This window comes from Kitasatospora sp. LaBMicrA B282, from assembly GCF_050325825.1.
Lineage (GTDB): Bacteria > Actinomycetota > Actinomycetes > Streptomycetales > Streptomycetaceae > Kitasatospora.
In genome coordinates this window covers 36,302-55,730 of record NZ_JBNQTI010000038.1, presented here as the reverse complement: position 1 = coordinate 55,730, position 19,429 = coordinate 36,302, and the positions used below count along the sequence as shown (strand labels likewise).

Annotated in this window: 19 protein-coding genes and 3 pseudogenes; 16 read left to right on the top strand and 6 right to left on the bottom strand. The window is 68.7% G+C overall.

All coding sequences use genetic code 11. The features are described from left to right. Window positions 1-115 (top strand): annotated as a pseudogene (locus ACQRUO_RS13705) (IS5/IS1182 family transposase); the annotation flags it as partial. A gap of 64 nt (window positions 116-179) precedes the next feature. On the opposite strand, the gene ACQRUO_RS13700 reads toward ACQRUO_RS13705, so the two are convergent. After that, on the bottom strand, window positions 180-878 hold the full coding sequence (locus ACQRUO_RS13700) for a hypothetical protein (protein WP_428316135.1): 699 nt from the start codon (window positions 876-878) through the stop codon (window positions 180-182). A gap of 467 nt (window positions 879-1,345) precedes the next feature. Next, complete coding sequence (gene dnaN / locus ACQRUO_RS13695) at window positions 1,346-2,542, bottom strand: DNA polymerase III subunit beta (protein WP_428316134.1); 1,197 nt, start codon at window positions 2,540-2,542, stop codon at window positions 1,346-1,348. Window positions 2,543-2,959: 417 nt separating this feature from the next. Here dnaN and ACQRUO_RS13690 point away from each other — a divergent pair, with 417 nt between their 5' ends. From ACQRUO_RS13690 to ACQRUO_RS13675, 4 genes are all read left to right on the top strand, one after another. Continuing rightward, a complete protein-coding gene (locus ACQRUO_RS13690; RefSeq protein ID WP_428316133.1) occupies window positions 2,960-3,178 on the top strand; it encodes a hypothetical protein in 219 nt (72 codons plus the stop codon). After that, on the top strand, window positions 3,175-3,312 hold the full coding sequence (locus tag ACQRUO_RS13685; protein WP_428316132.1) for a hypothetical protein: 138 nt from the start codon (window positions 3,175-3,177) through the stop codon (window positions 3,310-3,312). The genes ACQRUO_RS13690 and ACQRUO_RS13685 overlap by 4 nt, the downstream gene beginning before the upstream one ends. After that, a complete protein-coding gene (locus tag ACQRUO_RS13680) occupies window positions 3,297-3,488 on the top strand; it encodes a hypothetical protein (RefSeq protein ID WP_428316131.1) in 192 nt (63 codons plus the stop codon). Before ACQRUO_RS13685 ends, ACQRUO_RS13680 begins: the two co-directional genes overlap by 16 nt. A 108-nt stretch (window positions 3,489-3,596) precedes the next feature. Then, on the top strand, window positions 3,597-4,388 hold the full coding sequence (locus ACQRUO_RS13675) for a S1 family peptidase (protein ID WP_428316130.1): 792 nt from the start codon (window positions 3,597-3,599) through the stop codon (window positions 4,386-4,388). Window positions 4,389-4,594: 206 nt separating this feature from the next. Here ACQRUO_RS13675 and ACQRUO_RS13670 read toward each other — a convergent pair whose 3' ends face one another. From ACQRUO_RS13670 to ACQRUO_RS13660, 3 genes and pseudogenes are all read right to left on the bottom strand, one after another. Continuing rightward, window positions 4,595-5,449, bottom strand: coding sequence for an IS5 family transposase (locus ACQRUO_RS13670; protein ID WP_428316129.1), 855 nt, complete (start codon window positions 5,447-5,449; stop codon window positions 4,595-4,597). Window positions 5,450-5,509: 60 nt separating this feature from the next. Next, window positions 5,510-5,938, bottom strand: coding sequence for a RacP protein (locus ACQRUO_RS13665; protein ID WP_428316128.1), 429 nt, complete (start codon window positions 5,936-5,938; stop codon window positions 5,510-5,512). Between the two features lie 4 nt (window positions 5,939-5,942). Further along, window positions 5,943-6,275 (bottom strand): annotated as a pseudogene (locus ACQRUO_RS13660) (DUF6192 family protein); the annotation flags it as partial. A 99-nt stretch (window positions 6,276-6,374) separates the two neighbouring features. Between ACQRUO_RS13660 and ACQRUO_RS13655 the strand changes: the two are divergent. From ACQRUO_RS13655 to ACQRUO_RS13615, 9 genes are all read left to right on the top strand, one after another. Further along, on the top strand, window positions 6,375-7,619 hold the full coding sequence (locus ACQRUO_RS13655) for a tyrosine-type recombinase/integrase (protein WP_428316127.1): 1,245 nt from the start codon (window positions 6,375-6,377) through the stop codon (window positions 7,617-7,619). Between the two features lie 576 nt (window positions 7,620-8,195). After that, on the top strand, window positions 8,196-9,836 hold the full coding sequence (locus ACQRUO_RS13650; RefSeq protein ID WP_428316126.1) for a tyrosine-type recombinase/integrase: 1,641 nt from the start codon (window positions 8,196-8,198) through the stop codon (window positions 9,834-9,836). A gap of 114 nt (window positions 9,837-9,950) precedes the next feature. Then, window positions 9,951-11,207, top strand: a complete 1,257-nt coding sequence (locus ACQRUO_RS13645; protein ID WP_428316125.1) for a tyrosine-type recombinase/integrase — start codon at window positions 9,951-9,953, stop codon at window positions 11,205-11,207. Window positions 11,208-11,350: 143 nt separating this feature from the next. After that, a complete protein-coding gene (locus tag ACQRUO_RS13640; RefSeq protein ID WP_428316124.1) occupies window positions 11,351-13,609 on the top strand; it encodes a tyrosine-type recombinase/integrase in 2,259 nt (752 codons plus the stop codon). 60 nt (window positions 13,610-13,669) lie between these two features. After that, window positions 13,670-13,996 (top strand): hypothetical protein, encoded by a 327-nt coding sequence (locus tag ACQRUO_RS13635; protein ID WP_428316123.1) that lies wholly within the window; start codon window positions 13,670-13,672, stop codon window positions 13,994-13,996. 196 nt (window positions 13,997-14,192) lie between these two features. After that, a complete protein-coding gene (locus ACQRUO_RS13630) occupies window positions 14,193-14,612 on the top strand; it encodes a DUF5959 family protein (protein WP_428316122.1) in 420 nt (139 codons plus the stop codon). A gap of 122 nt (window positions 14,613-14,734) precedes the next feature. Further along, window positions 14,735-15,316: a hypothetical protein gene (locus ACQRUO_RS13625; RefSeq protein ID WP_428316121.1), complete on the top strand. Its 582-nt coding sequence runs from the start codon at window positions 14,735-14,737 to the stop codon at window positions 15,314-15,316. A 126-nt stretch (window positions 15,317-15,442) separates the two neighbouring features. Beyond that, the gene (locus ACQRUO_RS13620; protein ID WP_428316120.1) at window positions 15,443-15,682 is read left to right on the top strand and encodes a hypothetical protein; all 240 of its coding nucleotides are present in this window, start codon (window positions 15,443-15,445) and stop codon (window positions 15,680-15,682) included. Between the two features lie 62 nt (window positions 15,683-15,744). After that, on the top strand, window positions 15,745-16,284 hold the full coding sequence (locus tag ACQRUO_RS13615; protein WP_428316119.1) for a YrhB domain-containing protein: 540 nt from the start codon (window positions 15,745-15,747) through the stop codon (window positions 16,282-16,284). A gap of 29 nt (window positions 16,285-16,313) precedes the next feature. Here the strand turns inward: ACQRUO_RS13615 and ACQRUO_RS13610 are convergent. Then, window positions 16,314-17,102: pseudogene (locus ACQRUO_RS13610) on the bottom strand (DUF6192 family protein); the annotation flags it as partial. Window positions 17,103-17,759: 657 nt separating this feature from the next. On the opposite strand from ACQRUO_RS13610, the gene ACQRUO_RS13605 reads away from it, so the two are divergent. Both ACQRUO_RS13605 and ACQRUO_RS13600 read left to right on the top strand, forming a co-directional pair. Beyond that, window positions 17,760-18,308: a hypothetical protein gene (locus ACQRUO_RS13605; protein WP_428316118.1), complete on the top strand. Its 549-nt coding sequence runs from the start codon at window positions 17,760-17,762 to the stop codon at window positions 18,306-18,308. Between the two features lie 345 nt (window positions 18,309-18,653). After that, complete coding sequence (locus ACQRUO_RS13600; RefSeq protein WP_428316117.1) at window positions 18,654-19,403, top strand: helix-turn-helix domain-containing protein; 750 nt, start codon at window positions 18,654-18,656, stop codon at window positions 19,401-19,403. The last annotated feature ends 26 nt before the right edge of the window (window positions 19,404-19,429 follow it).

Below are 19,429 nucleotides of genomic sequence, written 5' to 3'. Positions count from 1 at the left end.
CTTCGCCCGCATGAAGGCCTGGAAGATCCTCCGTGACTGCCGCCTCAAGGGGGACGGCGTTCATACCGCCATGCTCGGCATTGCCCGCCTGCACAACCTGCTGCAGGCCGCGTAGCCGTTCACTCCTCCGGAGGCTCAGCCCACCAGGCGCCCATCAAAGATCAATAGCGGGACAGCCCTTAGAGCAGCGCGGCCACCTGCGCGGGGATCTCGGTGACGCCGTCCGCACGGCGGACCGCGTGCTTGCCCAGCGCTTCGGATACGTCGGTGAGCTGTGCGGCCTTGAGCTGACGGGAGATGACCGTGATCCTGTCCTGGAGCTCGCCCGCCACACCGGGGCCCGTGATCGTCCCCGCGAAGCGGTAGTAGTCCATGCCCGCGATGCTGGCGAAGAAGTCGCCGCCGGTGATCCGGCGCATCACCGTCTCGCGCTGAAGCCAGCTCGTGTACCCGGGCTGGATCGGGATCTCCAAGTAGTCCTTGAACGTCTCGTCCCGGTGCCAGTCCTGGCCGTAGGACACGGTGACCGAGGCCTTGACCACGGAGAACAGGTCCGCCTCCACCGTCGAAGAGACCGAGAAGCTCTTGGTGGTCCCGACGGTGACCTCCCCGCCGATGGTCCGTGTGATCACATCAGGCGTGCTGTTGGTGACGGCGGCACCGACACCCACCGGGGCCCCGTAGTCGAACGACTGCTGCTCGGAGCGGGCGATGACACTGACCCAGGGCACCCCCAAAAGCATGCCGAACACGTCGGCGTGGCGCGGGTCGGCGAGGTCCAGCGGGGTCATCGCGAGTGCCCGGGCGGGGTCGAGGCCCTCGGCACGGAGCTGGTGGTCGATCTCGGTGTTGTCGGCGGGCTGCACGAGAAGCGGCATGACGACCTCCTTCTTCCGGGAAGAGCCCCCGGAGACGTTGTCCAGCGCACGACATCATTCCTCTCCCGAAGGAGGATGACGGTGCAGTGGAGGAGCATTGGCCTGAACTCGTCGTGTAGTCATACCGGAGCTGAGGGTGATACGCGGTCGAGGCCGCTCCGCCGGCAGAGTAAGAGATCAGCGGAAGCTGGACGGGGACGGCGCCAGCGCCCGGCTGGCGCCCGGATCAGGGCGCCAGCGGATCACACCGGCATCACTGGTGCCCGCCGTGGCCGCCTGCACGCTGGGACGAACTACACGCCGTCGTCTCAGTCCTGTCGCGTCGGAGCGCCCAATGAGGGCGGGTCTTGGCCAACGCGCTGGCCGTGCTGGACTGAGGTCAGCACGGATCTTCAGCACCCGGAAGGGGCGGGGCCCGGGGCGGCCGGCTTTTCCTGGTTGGGATGGCGGTCGCCCCAGGGGTGGGGTCAGAGCCGGGTGGGCATGACCAGGGCGCGGAAGACGTCGGCCTGGTCGACGCCGTGCAGGAGGACGGGATCGAGCGCGGCGGTGAGGTTGATCCGCGTGACGGGGCCGCTGATCTGCCGGACGGCCCTGACGAGCAGTTCCGGCCGGAAGGCGATGGTCAGCGGCTCGCCTTCGAGGCCGGCGGCGATCCGGTCGCGGCTGCGGCCCTCGTGGTCGCTGCCGGCGCGCACGGTGATGTGGTCGGCGGCGATGTCCAGGACGATCAGGTCGCGCTCGCCCAGCAGGGGCTGGATGTGCTTGAAGGCGTCGGTCAGGTCCTGGGTGCCGGTGGTGGCGACGGACGTGAACGTGGTGGGGAACGGACGATCGGGGAGTACGCCGTCGATGATGGGGCCGGTGGCCCGCCGGCCGGGGATGCTGACGGCGTAGTGGCGCCCGGTGATGGCGAGTTCCACCTTTTCGGCGTCGGCGAACACGCGGGCGCCGTCACGAAAGACGCCGGCCGGAAGGATCGTGCTGCCCTGGGTGCGGGGCATGTCCAATCCTTCCCCCTTGACGGCCGGGTTGGGGGTCCAGGGCACGTTGGCGACGTGGATGACGTGGCCGTCGGTCGCGGAGAGCACCATCGTGGTGCCGCTGAGGGTGAACTCGACGCCGGTCGAGACCGAGCGCTTCTCGTCGACGCCTTCGGGCGCCACGGCGCGGGCACCCGCCGCGACGCGGGCGGCGGCTTCGGCCAGCGCGGCGCCGTCGACCGTGCCGCTCGCGTCCGGGACGGCCAGCAGGGCCGGGTAGTCGGTCAGCGCGAAGGTCGGCAGGGCGATGCGCACGGTCCCGCACGACAGGACGAGGTCGGTGCCGTCCACGGCCAGCGTGGTGGGCTGGCCCGGCGGGAGCGTCGTGACGACGTCGACCAGCAGGCGCCCGGGCACCAGGACGGTGCCCGCCTCGGCCACCACGCAGTCCTCCACCGCGCGGGTCGAGCGGTCGGTGTGGTGGTCGACACCCGCCAGGGTCAGGGTGTTGTCGGCGGCTTCGAGTCGTATGCCGGCCATCGCCGGAGTCGACGTGGTGTCGGGAATGGCTCGCAGCGCCCACTGTGCCGCGTCGGACAGCTTGTCGGTGTCGATGGTGAGCTTGATGGCCGGGCTCCGTTCAGACGGTGGTGCTGGTGCGGGCGACGGCGTCGCGCCCATTGCCGTGGGCGGCGGTCGCGGTCGCTTCGGCACCGGAGTTGGTAAGGCGGTCGGCGTTGAGGCTGTCCATCGCGCAGACCGCCTACACCAACCGGGCTGGCCGAGCCTGGTGCCCTGGCGGTGGCGTGCGCGTCGCTCGAACCAGTACCGCACACAACACGGCGACCCTCAGGTGGCGAGGGTTGGTGACAACTACCGCGTTCAAGTGACAGCTATCGCTGTCCGGCACAACAGCCAGTGGTCGCGTCAAGAAGGCGGGTTTGCGCCCGATGCGAACGTTTGTTCGAAGATGAGGGTGTGTCGTCCTCGCCCGTTCCCACGTTCGTGCCGTCGCCGGGTGATGCCCAGTGGGCGCCGCAGAACTTGATGGACGGGCCAGGGCGCAGCCGGTTCGTGGACTGCTGGACGCTGGTGTGGGTGCGCGTCGGTGGCCGCTGGGTGCTGGGGCTGCTGACCGTGTGGTGCCGGCCGTGGAACAGCGGACAGTGGATCGCGCACGTGCGCTGGGGCAAAGACGACCACGGTGACCCCGCCACGTGGGGGTGGCTGCTCTACGACCCGGCCACGATCCGCCCGGTGCCCGCACCGCCCGACGACGCCCCCGCCCCCACGCCCGTGTCTTGGGGCCGCGGATGAGCGCGCCCGCACCAGCATGGACCGCGGACGCCGAACGGCTGGCCGCGCTGCTGGAGGCCACCGCCCCCGCCCACCAGCACCTGCGGGCGCCGACGACCAACCGCTGCGCATCCCGGAGGTGCTGGCCGACCTGATCCTGGGCGGGGCGCTGGCCCGCGGGACGGTGGTCGAGGTGCCGGATGCCGGGTTGCGCCTGCTGCTGGCCGGCGCCGGCTGTTATCCGCCCCAGTGCGAGTCCGGGCTGAGTGCCTGTGTCTATACCTCGACCTTAATGAAGATTCGGAATTTTTCACGAGCCTCATCAGCCTGACGTGCGTTTCGGGGCTCGTCCGAATGGCTCGTGTGGAAGGCGCTCGGAAGCCGCGGTTGGTTGCATGGCATCGGTGCAGCAGGGTGCTGCTTTCACGAGGGGTGAACCATGTCTTCCCACCTGGGTGCGCGTCGGACGGGTCTTCTTACCGTCTTCGCGGTCACAGTCGGCCTGCTCTTGAGTCCGCATGCGCAAGCTATGACTGGTGGCACTCCGGCCGACCCTGGCCAGGACCTAGAGGACGTCGCGTTTCTCCATCCTGATGGGTCCTTGGCCTGCGAAGGATCGATCATCAGCGCGACTGCGATCCTGACCTCGGCAGCATGCGTCGACGGTGAGCACGGCGTGACCCTCGCGTTCCGTTACGGCTCCCACGACGACAGCGCGGGCGGGCACATCGGCTTGATCGGCGGCAGGGTGATCGACCCGGACTACAACCCGACCACACACGACTCCGACATCGCGGTGGTGCATCCTGTCCTGCCCGTGGTGCTGGACGCCAACGCGCAGCCCATCCAGCTGGCCTCCGACGGATCAGACCCCGGCCCCGGTAGCACGGTCATCGAATCAGGTTGGGGGAATGCCGCTACACAACAGGCGGCCCGAGCCGTCGCCCCCAACCTGTTGCAGCAAGCGCAGTTCATGGTCATCCCTGGTGCAGAATGCCAGTCTGCACTGGGCAAGCCTGTCAACTCGGCGACCATGATCTGTTCCTCCAGTCGGAACGCAGCCGAGTGCTTCGGCGACTCAGGCGCCCCCATGTTCTCCTACGGGACGGATGGCCGACCGGTCCAGGTGGGTATTGTCTCGTGGGGGCCGCGCACGTGCTCCAACGCTCCCACGGTGCATGCCCGGGTGTCGTACAGCCTTGATTTCATCCAGAAGGCTTCGGCCGGGTAGTTCATCAGCTCCCAGCTCTCTCGGAGAGGTAGCCCGGCACTCCCTTTCCTCAGGTCTGATGTGATCCACCCCCTTTGGGGTTGATCACATCATCGCCCAGGCGCTGCTCGCAGGGTGGCGAATCTGCTGACGGGGCGTTCGCGGCCGTGGGAAGCTGGGGCCGTGCCGCTGTTCGCGGGTCCCTGGGACCTGTTGTTGATGGAGAGTCAGTCCCGTTGGGCTTCGCGGGGCGGGGGCTGGCCCTTGCGGCGGGACTGGCGCTGGGTGAGGCGCCTGGTCATCAGCGTGATCGCCGCCCAGGTGATCAGCGACTCGGAGTGCTGGATCAGCCGTTCGTAGTCGCGGGCGTGCCGGCGGGCGTGCATCACCCAGGCGTGCGAGCGCTCCACCACCCAGCGCCGGGGCAGGACGACGAACCCCTTGGCGTCCTTGGGCCGGTTGACCGTCTTGATGGTGAGGTTCAGGTACTTCTTCGCCCAGCTCACCAGTTGTCCGGCGTAGGCGGAGTCGGCCCAGACGATGGTGATCTGCGGGTGCATCAGGCGGAGCCGGAACAGCACCTCCTTGGCCGCGTCGCGGTCGGTCATGTCGGCCGGGGTGACCATGACGAACAGCGGCAGGCCCTTGGTGTCGACGACCAGGTGCCGCTTGCGGCCGTTGATCTTCTTGGCCGCGTCGTAGCCGCGCGAGTCCCGGCCGACGGTCTCGGCGGCCTTCACCGACTGCGAGTCGATGATCGTGGCGACCGCCCCGGGAGCGCGGCCCATCTGCCGTCGGACTTGCTGGCGCAGCTGGTCGCGTAGCTGGCCGATGACGCCGGCCGCCGCCCAGCGGGCCATGAAGCCGTAGGCCGTTCGCCAGGGCGGGAAGTCCTTCGGAAGTGCTCGCCACTTGCAGCCGGTGTCGACCACGTAGCGGATCGCGTCGACGATCTCGCGGCGCGGGTGCTTCTCCGGCCGGCCTCCCCTCGGGGTCTCGCAGGCCGGGGTGGGCAGCAGCGGCTCGATCAGGGCCCACTCGTCGTCGAAGGTGTCCGACGGGTAGCAGCGGCGCCGGGCCATGCCGTCGGCCTCCCCTCAGAGAGAGGCTCGGGCCAGCCGCTTCGCGGCCGGCCCGAGCAATCAGGAGTCGATGAAGTCGGCGATCACGTCGAGCGTGGACTCCACCGAGTTGAGCTGGGTGTTCAGGTGCTTGATCCAGCGGCCCTTGGGCTGAAGTGCCGCGTGCGGGGCCACGACCGAGGTGATGAACCGGCGGATCTTGGTCAACTTCTCGCGGATCACCGCGACTTCGTAGGCCTGCAGCTCGGCTGGGTCGGAGCAGAACTTGTAGCCCTCGGTGCGGTTCCAGATCAGTGGCGGCCAGCCACGCTCGGCGATGATGTCGCGTAGGCAGGCCAGCCCCGCTCTGACCTGGCTCGGGCTCAAAGCCGAGGCCCGGGCCAGCTGGTCGAAGACCAGGCCGGCCGGGCGGGCCTCGAACAGCACGAAGCGCACGGTGTCCGCGTGCCGCTCGGCGGCGGGCGACCTGGGCTGGGAGGCGCGTGGCATGCCACTACTCGCCCTGCAGCAGGCGGGCCAGCTCGCCGTCGACGTCCACCTTCCCGGTGTCCACCGCCGTCTCGATCCAGTCGAGGGTGGCCCGGCAGGCGGCAATCCGCTCGTGGATGATCGCCTGCTCGTCCGGGTTCAGCTGCCGGTCGCGCAGGCCCGGGACGACCCGGCCTGCCGCGGCGACGAACGCGTGGCAGGCGGTCACCAGGGCCAGGAACTCCACCGACCGGTCGATCTGGCGGACCGCCGGCGCCACCGGGCTGGCCTGCGCGAAGTGCTCGCGGGCCTGCCGGCCGCGCTCGACCTGGGCGTGGTTGACCTGGTGGCGGGCGGTGTGCCTGTTGACCGGACTACCGGACGACACACCGTGGTGCTGAACGGAGCACGTGCTGGCTGACCGGTAGACCTCACTCGTGATGAGAGTGAGGATCGGGTGAGGTCGTTGGACGAGGCGGAGCGGGATCTCGCTGCCATCCGCCTGCCGAAGTGGGGCAGGGTGGTCCCGGCCGAGGGCGTCGTGCCTTGGCTGGTGGTGGCCCCGGACGGGACGCCGGTGGTTCCGGTCCGCAGGTATTTGCACGACTTCGTGGCACGGAACCGGCCTGGCTCGGTCCGAAGTTACGCGTACGCGCTGCTGCGGTGGTGGCGGTGGCTGCTCGTCGTCGACGTCGAGTGGAGCAGGGCCACGTCCGCAGAGGTGCGGGACCTGGTGCTCTGGCTCCGGCAGACGTCCAAGCCGCGCAACTCACCACGCACACGGTCGGCGGCCACCGCGGGCACGGTCAACCCGATCACCCGCAAGCGCAACCTGAACGACCAGTACCAGCCCAGGACGATCCGGCACAGCAACGCCGTCATCCGCAGCTTCTACGAGTTCTGGATCGAGACCGGACACGGGCCCCTGGTCAACCCCGTGCCACTGGACCGCAGGGGCGGCCGGCCGAACGCCCACCACAACCCGCTCGAACCCTTCCGACCGGAAGGCCGGATCCGCTACAACCCCAAGGTCCCCAAGAACAAGCCGCGCGAGATCCCCGACGAGCGGTGGAACGCGATCTTCGGCGCCCTGCGCTCCAACCGCGACCGGGCCCTCCTCTCACTGGACATCAGCAACGCGGCCAGGGCCAGCGAACTCCTCGGCATCCGCAGCGTCGACCTGGACTGGGGCGACCAGCTGGTCAGGGTCAGCCGCAAGGGCAGCGACGACCTCCAGTGGCTGCCGGCCAGCCCGGACGCGTTCGTCTGGCTCCGCCTCTACCTCGCCGAACTCGGCCCCCTGGAGCCGAACGACCCGGTCTGGTGGACACTTCGCCGCCGTGACCGCGGCGACGGGCTTCGGCGCCAGCCGATGAACTACGAGGCCCTGCGCGCGGTGTTCCGCCGGATCAACGCGGTGCTGGCCACCAACTACACGATGCATGACCTGCGGCACACCGCCGCGCTGCGGATGAGCCGAGACAGGAACCTGACCCTGCTCGATGTGCAGACGATCGTGGGCCACGCCCACCTCAGCACCACCGCGGACGTCTACCTCATCGAGGACGAAGCCGTGGTGATCCGCCGCGTCGCCGAGCACCTGGCCCAGCGAGAGGAGCGAGCTCGCCAGCCCGCACCGCCGGTCGCCGCCGGCTACCACGCTGCCGACCTGGCCGTGCTCTTCGGAGGTCTCCCGCAGTGACCATGACCACGACCGCCAGGTCGGCATACCCCGTCCGGTCGGCTCCTCCACTCGAACCCCCGCAGACGACCGCTCCGGAGCGCGGACCGTTCGACAGCTTTCCCATCGAGAGAGTGCTGGAACTGCTGCCGTCGCTGGCCTCCTTCCCGCCGCCGACCGGCAAACGAAACCGGAGCAAACGTACCGAGCGCTCGCGCGGGACCGCCCGGATCCTGGACTGGCTGCTGACCTTCCCGGGCGACGGGTGGCAGGAGCGCTGGACCGTTTCGGGAGCCGACCGCAGCACCGAATGGATCGGCCAGGTCACGGCCGGATACGGGCGCGTCGAAGCAACGCGGCGAGAAACCACAACGGAGGGCCTGGCCTGCATTCTGCTGGCCAGGGTGGTGCGGCCGAGCTACGAGTTCCTCCAGTGCTACCGCTCGTCGGGGCTCCACCGCCAGGCCAAGCAGGAGTTCGGCTCCGAGTTGTTTGAGCAGGTCCGACGGGCCGGACTCGCCCGCGGAGTGATTCCCAGTCAGCTGAGCACGGCCGAGAACAGCCTGGTGAAGGTCTGCTTCCGCACCGGACGCGGACTTGCCCAGCTCACGGGCCGAGGACCTGGTCGCCTACCACGAGTGGCACCGGCGGACCTTCGCCAAGGCACCCGCCGGCCTTCACGCCGCCTGGGACCTGGCGCGCGACGCTGGCGTTCTGACCGAGGAGCTGCCCCTTCGCCGGACGCTCGCACGCGGGCCGCTGTCCACGGCACAACTCGTCGACCGGTATGGCATCCGGCCGGGCCCGGTCCGGGACCTTCTCGTGCGCTACCTCGACGAGCGCCGTCCCAGCCTGGACTACAGCTCCCTGTCCGGCCTGGCCAGCCAGCTGGTGGGCGCGTTCTGGGCCGACATCGAGAAGCACCATCCCGGGATCTCCAGCCTGCACCTGGCACCGGAGGCCGCCGAGGCATGGAAGCAACGGGTGAAGGTGATCACCCGGGAGGGCAAGGCCCCCGTCCCCCGCGAGAACTGGGTCAGCGTCCTGGCCGCGGTTCGCGCCTTCCACCTCGACCTCGCCGAGTGGGCTCTGGAGGACCCGAGCTGGGCGGTCTGGGCGGTTCCCAGCCCGGTCCGCCGCTCCGACACCGGCGGCTTCACCAAGGTCAAGAAGAAGGCCCGCGCCAAGATGCACCAGCGGGTGCGCGAACGCCTTCCCCGCCTGCCCGAGCTCGTCGCCACCGCCGAGCAACACCATGCCGACCAGCAGCGATTGCTCTCAGCGGCCGAGGCCACCCCGGTCGGCGAGACCTTCACCCACGGCGGCCGGCACTACCAGCGCGTCGACAGGAAGCACGACCGGAGCAGGAAGCGCCTCCACTACCGGCCCACCATCGTGCTCGCCCAGGACCCCGCCACCGGCGAGCAACTGGACCTCACCCGCAGCGAGGACGAGGCGTTTTGGGCCTGGGCGGTCATCGAGACCCTGCGGCACACCGGGATCCGTCTCGAAGAGCTGCTGGAGCTGACCCAGCTGGCGCTGGTGTCCTACCGGCTCTCCGACACCGGCGAGATCGTCCCACTGCTGCAAGTCGTCCCGTCCAAGAGCAACGAGGAGCGGCTTCTGCTCGTCAGCCCCGAGCTGGCCAGTGTCCTCGCCACCGTCATCAGCCGTCTCCGCGGGGACAACGACGGCATCGTTCCCCTCGTCGCCCGCTACGACCCCCACGAGCTGGTGACTGGCCTGCCTCTGCCGCACCTCTTCCAGCGCCGCGTCGGCTGGAAGCGCGACGTCATCACCACCAACATGGTCTACCAACTGCTCAACGACACCCTGGCCCGGGCCTCGCTGTCCGACCCGACCGGCCAGCCCTTGAACTACACGCCCCATGACTTCCGGAGGATCTTCGCGACCGAAGCCGTCGCTGGCGGACTGCCGGTCCACATCGCGGCCCGCGTCCTCGGTCACGCCTCGCTGACCACCACGGAAGCCTACGTTGCCGTGTTCCAGGACGACCTGATCCGCTCCTACCGGGCCTTCCTCGACCAGCGCCGGGCCGTCCGGCCTGCCGAGGAGTACCGCGAACCGACCGAGGACGAATGGCGCGAGTTCCAGCAGCACTTCCACACCCGCAAGCTCGAACTGGGTGATTGCGCCCGTCCCTACGGGACTCCGTGCCGACACGAACACGTCCCGTTGACCGAACTAGCTTGGGCTCCCTTCGAGGTCAACTCATAGTGACCACAAGGGGGTTGTTGCTCCTGCAGGTGGGTCGCGGTGACTGCGCGTGTGGTGGTGGATCTGGTTTCATCGCGTGTCGTCGAGTAGGTCAGTCGGCCCGTGGAGGTATGGATGCCAGAGCACAGCACGACGGTCCGGGACGTGGCGGCGCTGAAGGTGGCGCGGGTCGGCCGCGTCGAGAAGAGCGATGACCCGCTGCAGCCGTTCCGGCTCGTAGACGCTGATGGCACCGAGGTGGCGGCGGTCAGTGAATTCCTGCACCACATGGTCGCAGACGACGCGAGTCCGACGTCGCTCCGTTCCTACGCCTACGAGCTGTTGGCGTGGGTCAGGTTCTTACGCGCCGTGGACGTTCCCTGGCATCTGGCGAGCCGCATCGAGGCCCGTGACTTCGCACTGTGGCTGAAGACCACGAAGAAGCCGCCCCGGCAGCGTCGTCCCGACGCGCCCGCCCCCGGCTCGGTGAACCCGGTCACGGGGAAGGCCGTGCCCGGCGAGCACTATGCCGCTCGGACCAGGCGGCACGCTCGCGCGGTGATCCGCTCGTTCTACGAGTACCATCGCGAGACCCATGGCCGACCGCTGATCAACCCGTTCCCGCAGGGAAGGGCTGCCGACGAGGGGAGTCCGAATGCGCATCACAACCCGATGCAGTCGTTCCGGCGGCCCTCGCGCCGGGGCACCTACCAGCCCAAGGAGCCCAAGCCGACCCCGAGGATCATTCCTGACCAGGCGTTCAACGACCTGTTAGCCGGGTTGAAGTACAACCGGGACAGGGCTCTGATCGCGTTCTACATCTCCACCGGCGCCCGCGCCTCCGAGCTGCTGGGTGTCCCGCAGGGCCTGGTCTCGCCCGGGGACCAGACGATCGGCGTGGTCCGCAAGGGCAGCCAGGCCCTGCAGCACCTTCCCGCCTCCGCCGACGCATTTGTATGGCTGCGGCTCTACCAGCAAGAACTGCGCGGCATGGTCCCCAAGCACCCGTCGGAGCCGCTGTGGTGGACGCTGCGACGGCCCTTCCGCCCGTTGGAGTACGACGCGGCCCGGATGGTCTTCACCCGTGCCAACCAGCTGCTCGGCGCGAACTGGACCCTGCACGACCTGAGGCACAGCGCGGCCAAGAGGATGGTCCGTGATCCGAACCTGACCCTCGCCGACGTTCAGTGGGTCATGGGGCATGCCCACATCACCACCACGGAAATTTACATCGCTCCCACGCCCGACGAGGTCGTTGCCCACGTCCTGGCCCACCACGAGCGGCAGCGCGCCGAGCAGGCCAAACCGCCGGCCCCGCCGGCGCCGGGCTACCGCCCCGAGGTGCTGGCAGCGCTGTTCGGCACCGCGACTGCGGGCGGCGAGAGCCGGTGAACCCGACCGTGAACATCGACGTCGCCAGGCCCGTCGAGCCACATGTGGTGGACAAAGCGCTGGAGTGGGAACCGCGAGTCGGCGAAGCGAGCTGGTGGCAGACCCGTCAGAGCCGGGAGGGCCTGGTCGAGCGGCTGCTGAGAATGTTCACTGACCCCGTCGCGGGCCTGACCCGCGACAAGACCCGGCGGCGGGGCCTGGGCAAGCTGCTGGACTGGCTCGAAGGCCAGCCCGGAGAGACCTGGCAGGAGCGCTGGATGGCCAGCGGGGCGGACGACGCCGGCTTCGAGTGGACCGATCTGCCCCTGCAGGGACGCGGCACGCCCAAGAGCCACTGGCGCGATGAGCTGGCCACCGGGCTGGTACTCCTGGTCGCCGGGCAGGCGATCCGCCCCGGCTACCCGTGGCTGCTGCGGCAGCGCGTGACGGTGATGCTCACCGAGTCCCGGGCCGCCAGCGACCCCGATGCCTTCCAGCGGCTCGAACAGCTGGCCCAGCATGCGACAGTCACAGCGAGGTCCGACGCCCTCAACAAGCTCACCTGTTTCGTGATCCGAAAGGGCGGCCTGGTCAGCGACATCACCGTCGGCGACTGCATCGAGCTGACCGCCGCTCTGGAGGAACACCACTTCCGGGGCAGCGCCGGCCGGCCGCTGTTCTACGCCCTGCTCAAGGAGACCGGCGTGCTCCCGGCCAGCGCACCGCTGCGGCTTCGGGTGCTCCGCATCGAGGGCCGCCGCAGCGTCGAGCAGATCGTTGACGCGTACGGCATTGAATGCCGGGCCGTCCGGGACCTGCTGGTCGAGTACTTCACCGAGCGGGCTCCCGAGCTCGACCACGTCTCGCTGCGGTCGATCGCCCGCAACCTGTGCCGGTTGTTCTGGCGCGACCTGGAGATCCACCACCCCGGCATCGACTCGCTGCGGCTGGCGCCCGAGGTTGCGCAGGCGTGGAAGGAACGCCTGGCCTTCATCCGTGACGCCCAGGGCCACCCGGTGCGGCCGCGGGTGAACTTCCGCAGCGAGCTGGTGTTCGTCCGGGCGTTCTACCAGGACATCGCCCGCTGGGCCGCCGATGACCCGGCGCGGTGGGCGCCCTGGGTGGCGCCGTGTCCGATCAAGGCGAACGAGTGTGCGACGAAGAAGTCCAGGTCCGGGGTGAAGTCCCGGATGGACCAGCGGACCCGGACCCAGCTGCCGCTGCTGCCCGCCCTGCTCCGTGCCGTCGACCGGCAGCGCAAGGACGCCGAGGCCCGCATCACCGCAGCTCGCGCGACGCAGGCCGGTGGACGGTTCCTCGTTGCCGGGGAGGAGTTCGAGCGCTGCGGATCAGGGCAGGCGCGCCGCGTCTACGTCACCGAGGTGTCCGCCGGCAGGCGGCGGAACCTGACCCACGAGGAGGAGGCGGCGTTCTGGTCCTGGGCGACGGTGGAGGTGCTGCGGCACACCGGCATAAGGATCGAGGAGATGCTGGAGCTCACCCACCACAGCTTCATCGCCTACACCCTGCCCACCACCGGCGAGGTGGTGCCGATGCTGCAGGTCGCCCCATCCAAGACCGATGCGGAGCGACTGCTGCTGGTCTCCCCGGAGCTCGCGGAGGTTTTGACCGCGGTGATCTTCCGGGTCCGGGCCGGGAACGCCGCCCTGCCGCTGGTTTCGGCCTACGACGTGTTCGAGCAGACCTGGAGCCCGCCCATGCCGTTCCTGTTCCAGCGCCGGTACGGCACCGAGGACCGGCCGCTGACCCGCAGCTACATCCGCGAGTGCCTGGTCGCGACCTCGCAGGCCGCCCAGCTCACCGTGGCCGGTGACCCGCTCGAATGGCGCCCCCACGACTTCAGAAGGATCTTCGTGACCGACGCCATCCGCTCCGGACTGCCCCCTCACATCGCCGCGAAGATCTGCGGCCACGCCGCTTTGGACACCACCATGGGGTATGCCGCGATCTACCCGGAGGATGTTATCTCCCATCACCGGGCGTTCATCGCCCGCCGCAGAACCGAGCGGCCCAGCGAGGAGTATCGCGAGCTCACCGCCACTGAGTGGGACGAGTTCCTGGCCCACTTCGAACTCCGCAAGGTCGCCCTGGGGACCTGCGGCCGCGACTACGCGACCCCTTGCCAGCATGAAAACGCCTGTGTCAGATGTCCCCTACTGCTCGTGGACCCGGCCCAGATGCCACGCCTCCAGGAGATCCACGCCAACCTCGTTGACCGCCTCCAGGAGGCCAGGGACCAGGGCTGGCTCGGCGAGGTCGCCGCCATCGAGACCACCATGGCCGCCGCAGCGCAGAAGCTGGAGGCCATGCGCGAGCGTGCAGCCCAGCCCTTCACCGTCCACCTCGGCATGCCCGACTTCCGCCGGGACGCCGGACGAGGCAGCGCCGATTCGCAGGCCTGAGCGCCGATGAGTTCCGGATCTCCGGCGCACAAAATGGAGTCTTCTCAAGGCGTGTGCGGCATGATCGCGAACATGAACGAACCGGAACTGGACCTGCTCTCACGGCTGTGGGACGAGCACAAGCGCGCGATGTTCCCGCCGCACCTTCGCGGCCGGGACATCGAGGGCGAAGACCTGGTGATGCTGGACGCGAATATCGCCGGCTGTGTCTCCTCGTCCCTGGCCGGACCCCTCGATGAGCGGCACCGCAGCATCTTGCTCCAGCGCCTCGCTGTCCTTGAGACGGTCGTGCCATCGATCGGTGATGACGGCGGTGCGATCGAGTACTACGAGCGCCTGCGCGAGATGGCCACGCTTGCAACCGAATCCGGGGCCAAGGCCCAGTAGCGTCGAGTTAGGTGGGGTGGTGGATCGGCCCACGGCTCTGGCTGTGTAGGTGACCGTCGAGGGCGGCTTTGGTAGCTTCCGCAAGCAGATGCTGGCTGATGGTGCGTGGATTGTCGGCGAGAAGTGAGAGCGCTCTCGCGCGTGTCGGTGCCGTCCGGAATGATGCCCTTGTTCGAGTTCGAGTGAGAGGGCTGTGATGGACGACGAGCTGGACGATCTGATCCACCTTGCCGATCCGCCTGGGACGAGCGGTCATGTCGTCGCACTGCGGGTGCTGAAGCAACCGGAGCCGGGCGGCGAGTTCCTGGACTGTGAATTCGTCGTGTCGACGGAGACCGTCACCGGCAGCTTCCCGGTGGGGATCACGTCCCTCGACCTGGACGCGTGGGAAGAGGCCCTTGATAGTCTTGCCGGAAACCGGTTCGTCTCGTGGCTGAACTCCGGCAGGACGGTCCAGTTGAAGATCAAGCCGCTCAGTCCCAGGACAATCGGGGTGTCGATCAGCGACGACCCGTCCTCGCAGGTGATGGTCAGCCTGCCCATGTCTCCGCCGGCCGACTGGATCGATGACCATCGAGCGCGTCTGGTGAGGGCACGGCAGGTCATTTCAGGCTGACCATCTCCTGGCCGGCGCTCAGGTCACCTGTGCAATGGGACTGGGCCACCCCGCCGGTCGGTGTCGATTGGCCGAGGGGGACGATTGCCCGAACGAACGTCCCCTACGCTCCGAGGTCTCACGTGATCGTCCGGCTCAAGTCACTGCCTGGTTCCCTTGTCCAGCAACTCGCCGAGCTTGCACGGGTGAGCTGGGACCACCCCAGCGTCGATGACTTCCTCGCCGGACGGGGCTGGGACGAGTCGACGTGGAACGGCTACAACACCGCCAGCGGCCATCAGCTGATGCCAGGCGATCCCGACCGGATTGGCGCCGGCCAGTCGCGCTTCCACCTGCCGTTCTGCTTCTTCGATCCGAGCGACGACGCCGAGGCCGGCCCGCTCGGCGACGAGTTCGAGATGGACGGCTGGGCCAGCCTGGAAGGCGATCCCGTGGCCTTCGGTCACGCCTGGTCGGCGGCTTGCTCCACGGTTACCACCGAGCTCGGCGCGGCCGAGACCACGCTGAGCTGGTCCCTCGGCTCCCGGCCGTGGAACTTCGCGGGCTGGCGGGTCGGGGCCAGGGCCCTGATCGTGGCTCAAGGAGAGGAATTCGGCTCCTACGGCGAGCTGGACATGGCCGCAGTCTGGCTGGTCGACCTTGCCCCGGACGTGGCTTTTCCCGATGCGAGCGGCTTCTACAGCTGGATGCTGGGCGAAAACTGACCTCCGCGACACGCCCGAAGGCCCGATTCTCCCCACTTTCGTCCACTACTTTCAGCAACCAGCATTGGCCTACCCTGTTCAAGCCTCCGCTGCGGGTAGTTCGGATAATCCTGTATCAGATGCCCGATGCTGCAGGTCTCACCACGTCAGCGCGCGCGTCTCGCCGAGATCATTCACAACCTCAACGACCGCATCGCCGAGGCCCGCATCAACGGCTGGCTTGGCGAGGTCCAAGGCCTCCAGGTCAGCCTGACCAAGGCCAGGGAGAAGCTCGCCGCTCTCGACAGGAGCCTCCAACGTGCCTGCGGTACCGACCACGGTGTCACCGATCTCGGCATGCCAAGCGTCGCGCCACCACGAGCATGACCAACACAAGGCGGCACGAAAACCGCTGGTCACGCGAGGCGTCATGAGGGATGCTGCCGGGCATGTTCGATCGCGAGTACGCCCAGCGCATAGCCCAGGAAGACCTGGACCGCAGCTACTCGGGGCGCCTGATGGTGTCCGGAGTGGAGGCGCGTGAACTCGTCTGGATCGTCCATTACCAGACCGCGGCGTTCCTCCGAAGCGGAGATCCGGGGCAGCTCCTGGCGGGCAATGGCCCCTACCTGGTCGACCGCATCGACGGCGGTCTCCATCAGATCGGTCCGGTCTCCTACGTCACCGGCGAGTGGGAGGGCGACTACCGCCAGCGCATCCGGAAGATGCCAGTTCGCACGGCCGTCGACGACCTCCACGACGAAATCCGCCAAGCGGTGGCAGAGCAAGGTCGAATCATGGCTATGCACCTGCTACGACAACGTGTCCCGAGTCTGGTCTTCGCCGAGGTTGTCGACTATGTGACCACTTTGGAGACTGGCTCCGCGCCAGAACACCTCGTCGCCATCGCCACCAAGGCCCTTGTTCCTCCTCTCGATCCCGTCCTCATGGTGGAGACGATCCAGCCTGGACGTGGCTCCAAGAGTTGAGCTCACACGGCCAGCCCGTAGTCCGGATAATCGTCCGACATCGCCTTGAACGCGACGTTCGGGCGCCGCAGCAGACCGGTGGTCACCTCGGCGGCCACGTGCTCGTCGCGGGTCAGCTCCTCGACCACCTTCACATTGTCGGCCGGCGCGACCCTGGCGACCACCGCCGGGCGCCGCAGGAACTCGGGTGCGACCGCGGCGGCGACCTGGTCGTCGCGGGTCAGCTCCTCGACCGCCCTCACCTTGTCCTCCGCCTTGACCTGGGCGACCACGTCCGGGCGCCGCAGGAGATCGCCGGTCACCACCACGGCCACCTCCTCGTCCTTCGCCAGGGTGTGGATGGCACTGACCTTCTCCTGCGGCGTGACCGGCTTGGTGACCTGCCAGCCGACCCGCCGGTTCGCCTCGTCCGGCGTCCAGCGTGCCTTGCCCTCGGGCGGCGTGAGGATCGCGGCGAACCGCTCCTCCTCGTCCTCGATCCGCGCCAGGATCCGGTGGACCGTGAACGACACGCCCTCCTGCCGCCGCTCCTTCGGCCACCTCGAAGCCACCCACCGCACCGTCGACACCGTCTTGTAAGCCAGGCCGATGTCCTCCGAGAGGCGGAATACCGACTCCTTCACCGTGAAGAGCGAGGCGCCCGCCTCACCCTGGGCGTACTGCTCGCGCATCGGCTAGATCTCCAGCGCGCGGTCCCCAATGGTGAACTGGCCCTTCGTCTGGGCCTCCACCACCTCGCGCAGCTCGGCCACGATCGTCTCGTATCGGCTGCCGCTGACGCTGCCGACCTTCTCGGGGGTCTCGATCTCCTCGGGCATGGCTCACCACCCACCCGCGGGCCGGGCACGGCCTTCGGCCGCGACGGGACGACGGCCCGCTTCCGAGCAGCAGAGTCAATCCCACGGTGAGCTGATCACAACAAAACACTTGCAGATGAACGGAATTGACCGGGTTCGACTGCCCGATCCGTTCGCATTGCGGTCACTGTGACCGTTCGCCGAACGAATCCCTCCGGGCCCGCCAGGCCCTTGTCGCGCACCGCCGCGAGCAGTAGACGGCGTTCGAACGCCGATCCACCCCGGCCACCCACCAGGCGTCGCACTCCGGGCACTCGACCCGGCCGGCACCGCTGATCTCGGCCGCCACCCGCTTCCGCAGCACACGCTCCACCCGCCACCGCCTGGCACGACACGCCGCCGAGCAAAACACCGCATCGAGCCGCGCTTCCGGCCTCAGCCGACCACCGCAGCCCCCGCACTTCCGCTCTCCGGCCCGCCTGGCACCCTCGGACACCAAGCCAGGCTAGAGCTCCAGGCTACCCAAAGCAGGGGTTCAGACACAGGTACTCAGGAATCCCTCTTCCCCGCCCCGAACTGACTACCTGACGCCGTCGGGACCTCGGTGGTCGTGCGCTTCGGGTGGACAGCAGATTCGCGCAACCGTGAGTGACCGCAGCTGCCATAGACTCCTTGATCATGTTCAAGGGCTGGTGGCACGTCGTGCCGGATGAAGAGCGGCAGCAGTGGCTGCTGGAGCCGTTCGTGGGTGTTGGGCCACTGCGCTTCGGTATGAGCCCCGGTGAGGTGGCGGACGCCATGAGCGGCCTCACTGCGGAGGTCGAGCGACACACCCGCCAACGCGGGGTAGATGCGAACGTCTACACAGTCGTGGAAGGCAAGTATCCGAAGTTCGGCCTGCACCTCTACTACCGGGATGAACAGCTCGCAGGCATTGTGGTCGACGCTCTGTGCGGACCACAGGTCTCCGCGGACGGTGAGGCACTCGTCGGCCGGGTGCCTTCGGTGCTGGAGCAGTGGCTGCTCGATCGAGCCGAGGCCCGCGCGCCCGAAGACGAGCTCTCCTACATGAGCGCGGGCATTCCCGGCTCGGAGTCTCTGGGCGTGGTGATCAACGTGCAACGGGAGGGTGACCGCCTCCTCACCCGGCCGGTGTTCTTCCCCACCGAGGCACTCGACGACCTCTCCCACTGGCTACCGAGGGACACCTGGGAGATCCACGACTGAGCACTGCCACGACACCTGCGGGGACCATGGTCTGACCAGCAGCGTCGGGTAGTCAGCCTGTGAGGGCTGGACCAACGGCTCGAGCCCTCTGGCACGTCCACGAGTGAGGCCCCGGCCGCGACTTGTCAGGGAGGCGACCCGGGCCTGCGATCACAAGCTACCGACGCTCCGCCCTCAGCCCCTACGGACACTCCGCCCAGACCCACCAGGTCACTCGATCAGTGGCTCCCGATCTCGCCGAAACGGCTCCCGAACTCACCAAAGAACAGCCGCGACAGTCGAGTACACCATCGCCACGAATGGCCCAGACCTGGCTCCCGTTCCCACCGAAGCAGTGGCTCTCATATGACCCGACAAAATCAGCCGCCTCCAACCGGGCTCACCGACGAGCAGGCCCTGCTGTGGCTGCAGCGCGCCCAGCAGCACCGCGCGATTCACCTCATGGCCGAGGTCGCGAGCTGGGCCCTGTACAGCGAGGAGGAGGTCGAGGCGCATCCGATGTGGCGCGTGCACGGCCTGGGCGCGCTCGCGCGCCGCCTGCGGCTGCTGCTGGCCGCCACCGGGACCAGCGGGGCCGCGCTGGGCCGGGCCGCGGGACTGAGCAGCGCCCGCATCGGCCAGTGGACTACCGGCCGATCCCGCCCCGACCCCGCGCAGCGCCACCAGCTCGCCACCGCGTTGGGCATCCACGCCAGCTGGCTCGCCAAGAACCTCGACCACCGGACGCCTGCGGCCTGGTACGCCTTCGACTCGGGCTGCCCCTGCCGGGACGTCGAGCCGACCTTCATTCAGGCCCCGCTCGATGGACACAACACCGGCATCGGCGCCCTGGTCGAGCGGGGCCTTTGGTGCGCGGGCCCGGATGGCTGCGGACAGCCCTGCCTGGTCGACGGCGAGATCTTCTACCCCGCCCCGATCCTGCCCGACGGCCACGGCCCCAGGTTCGCCGCCGTCACCGACCTGCCCGTGCAGGACAACTGCGGCCCCGAACTCGCCCTGCCCTGGCCCCACGCCCTGTGGAACACCCCAGCCGGCCCCCACCGCCGCGGACCACAACGCCTACCCGTCCTGCTGACCCGCGCCCCAGCCCCGTAGTAACCGAAAAGGCCACTCATCATCCC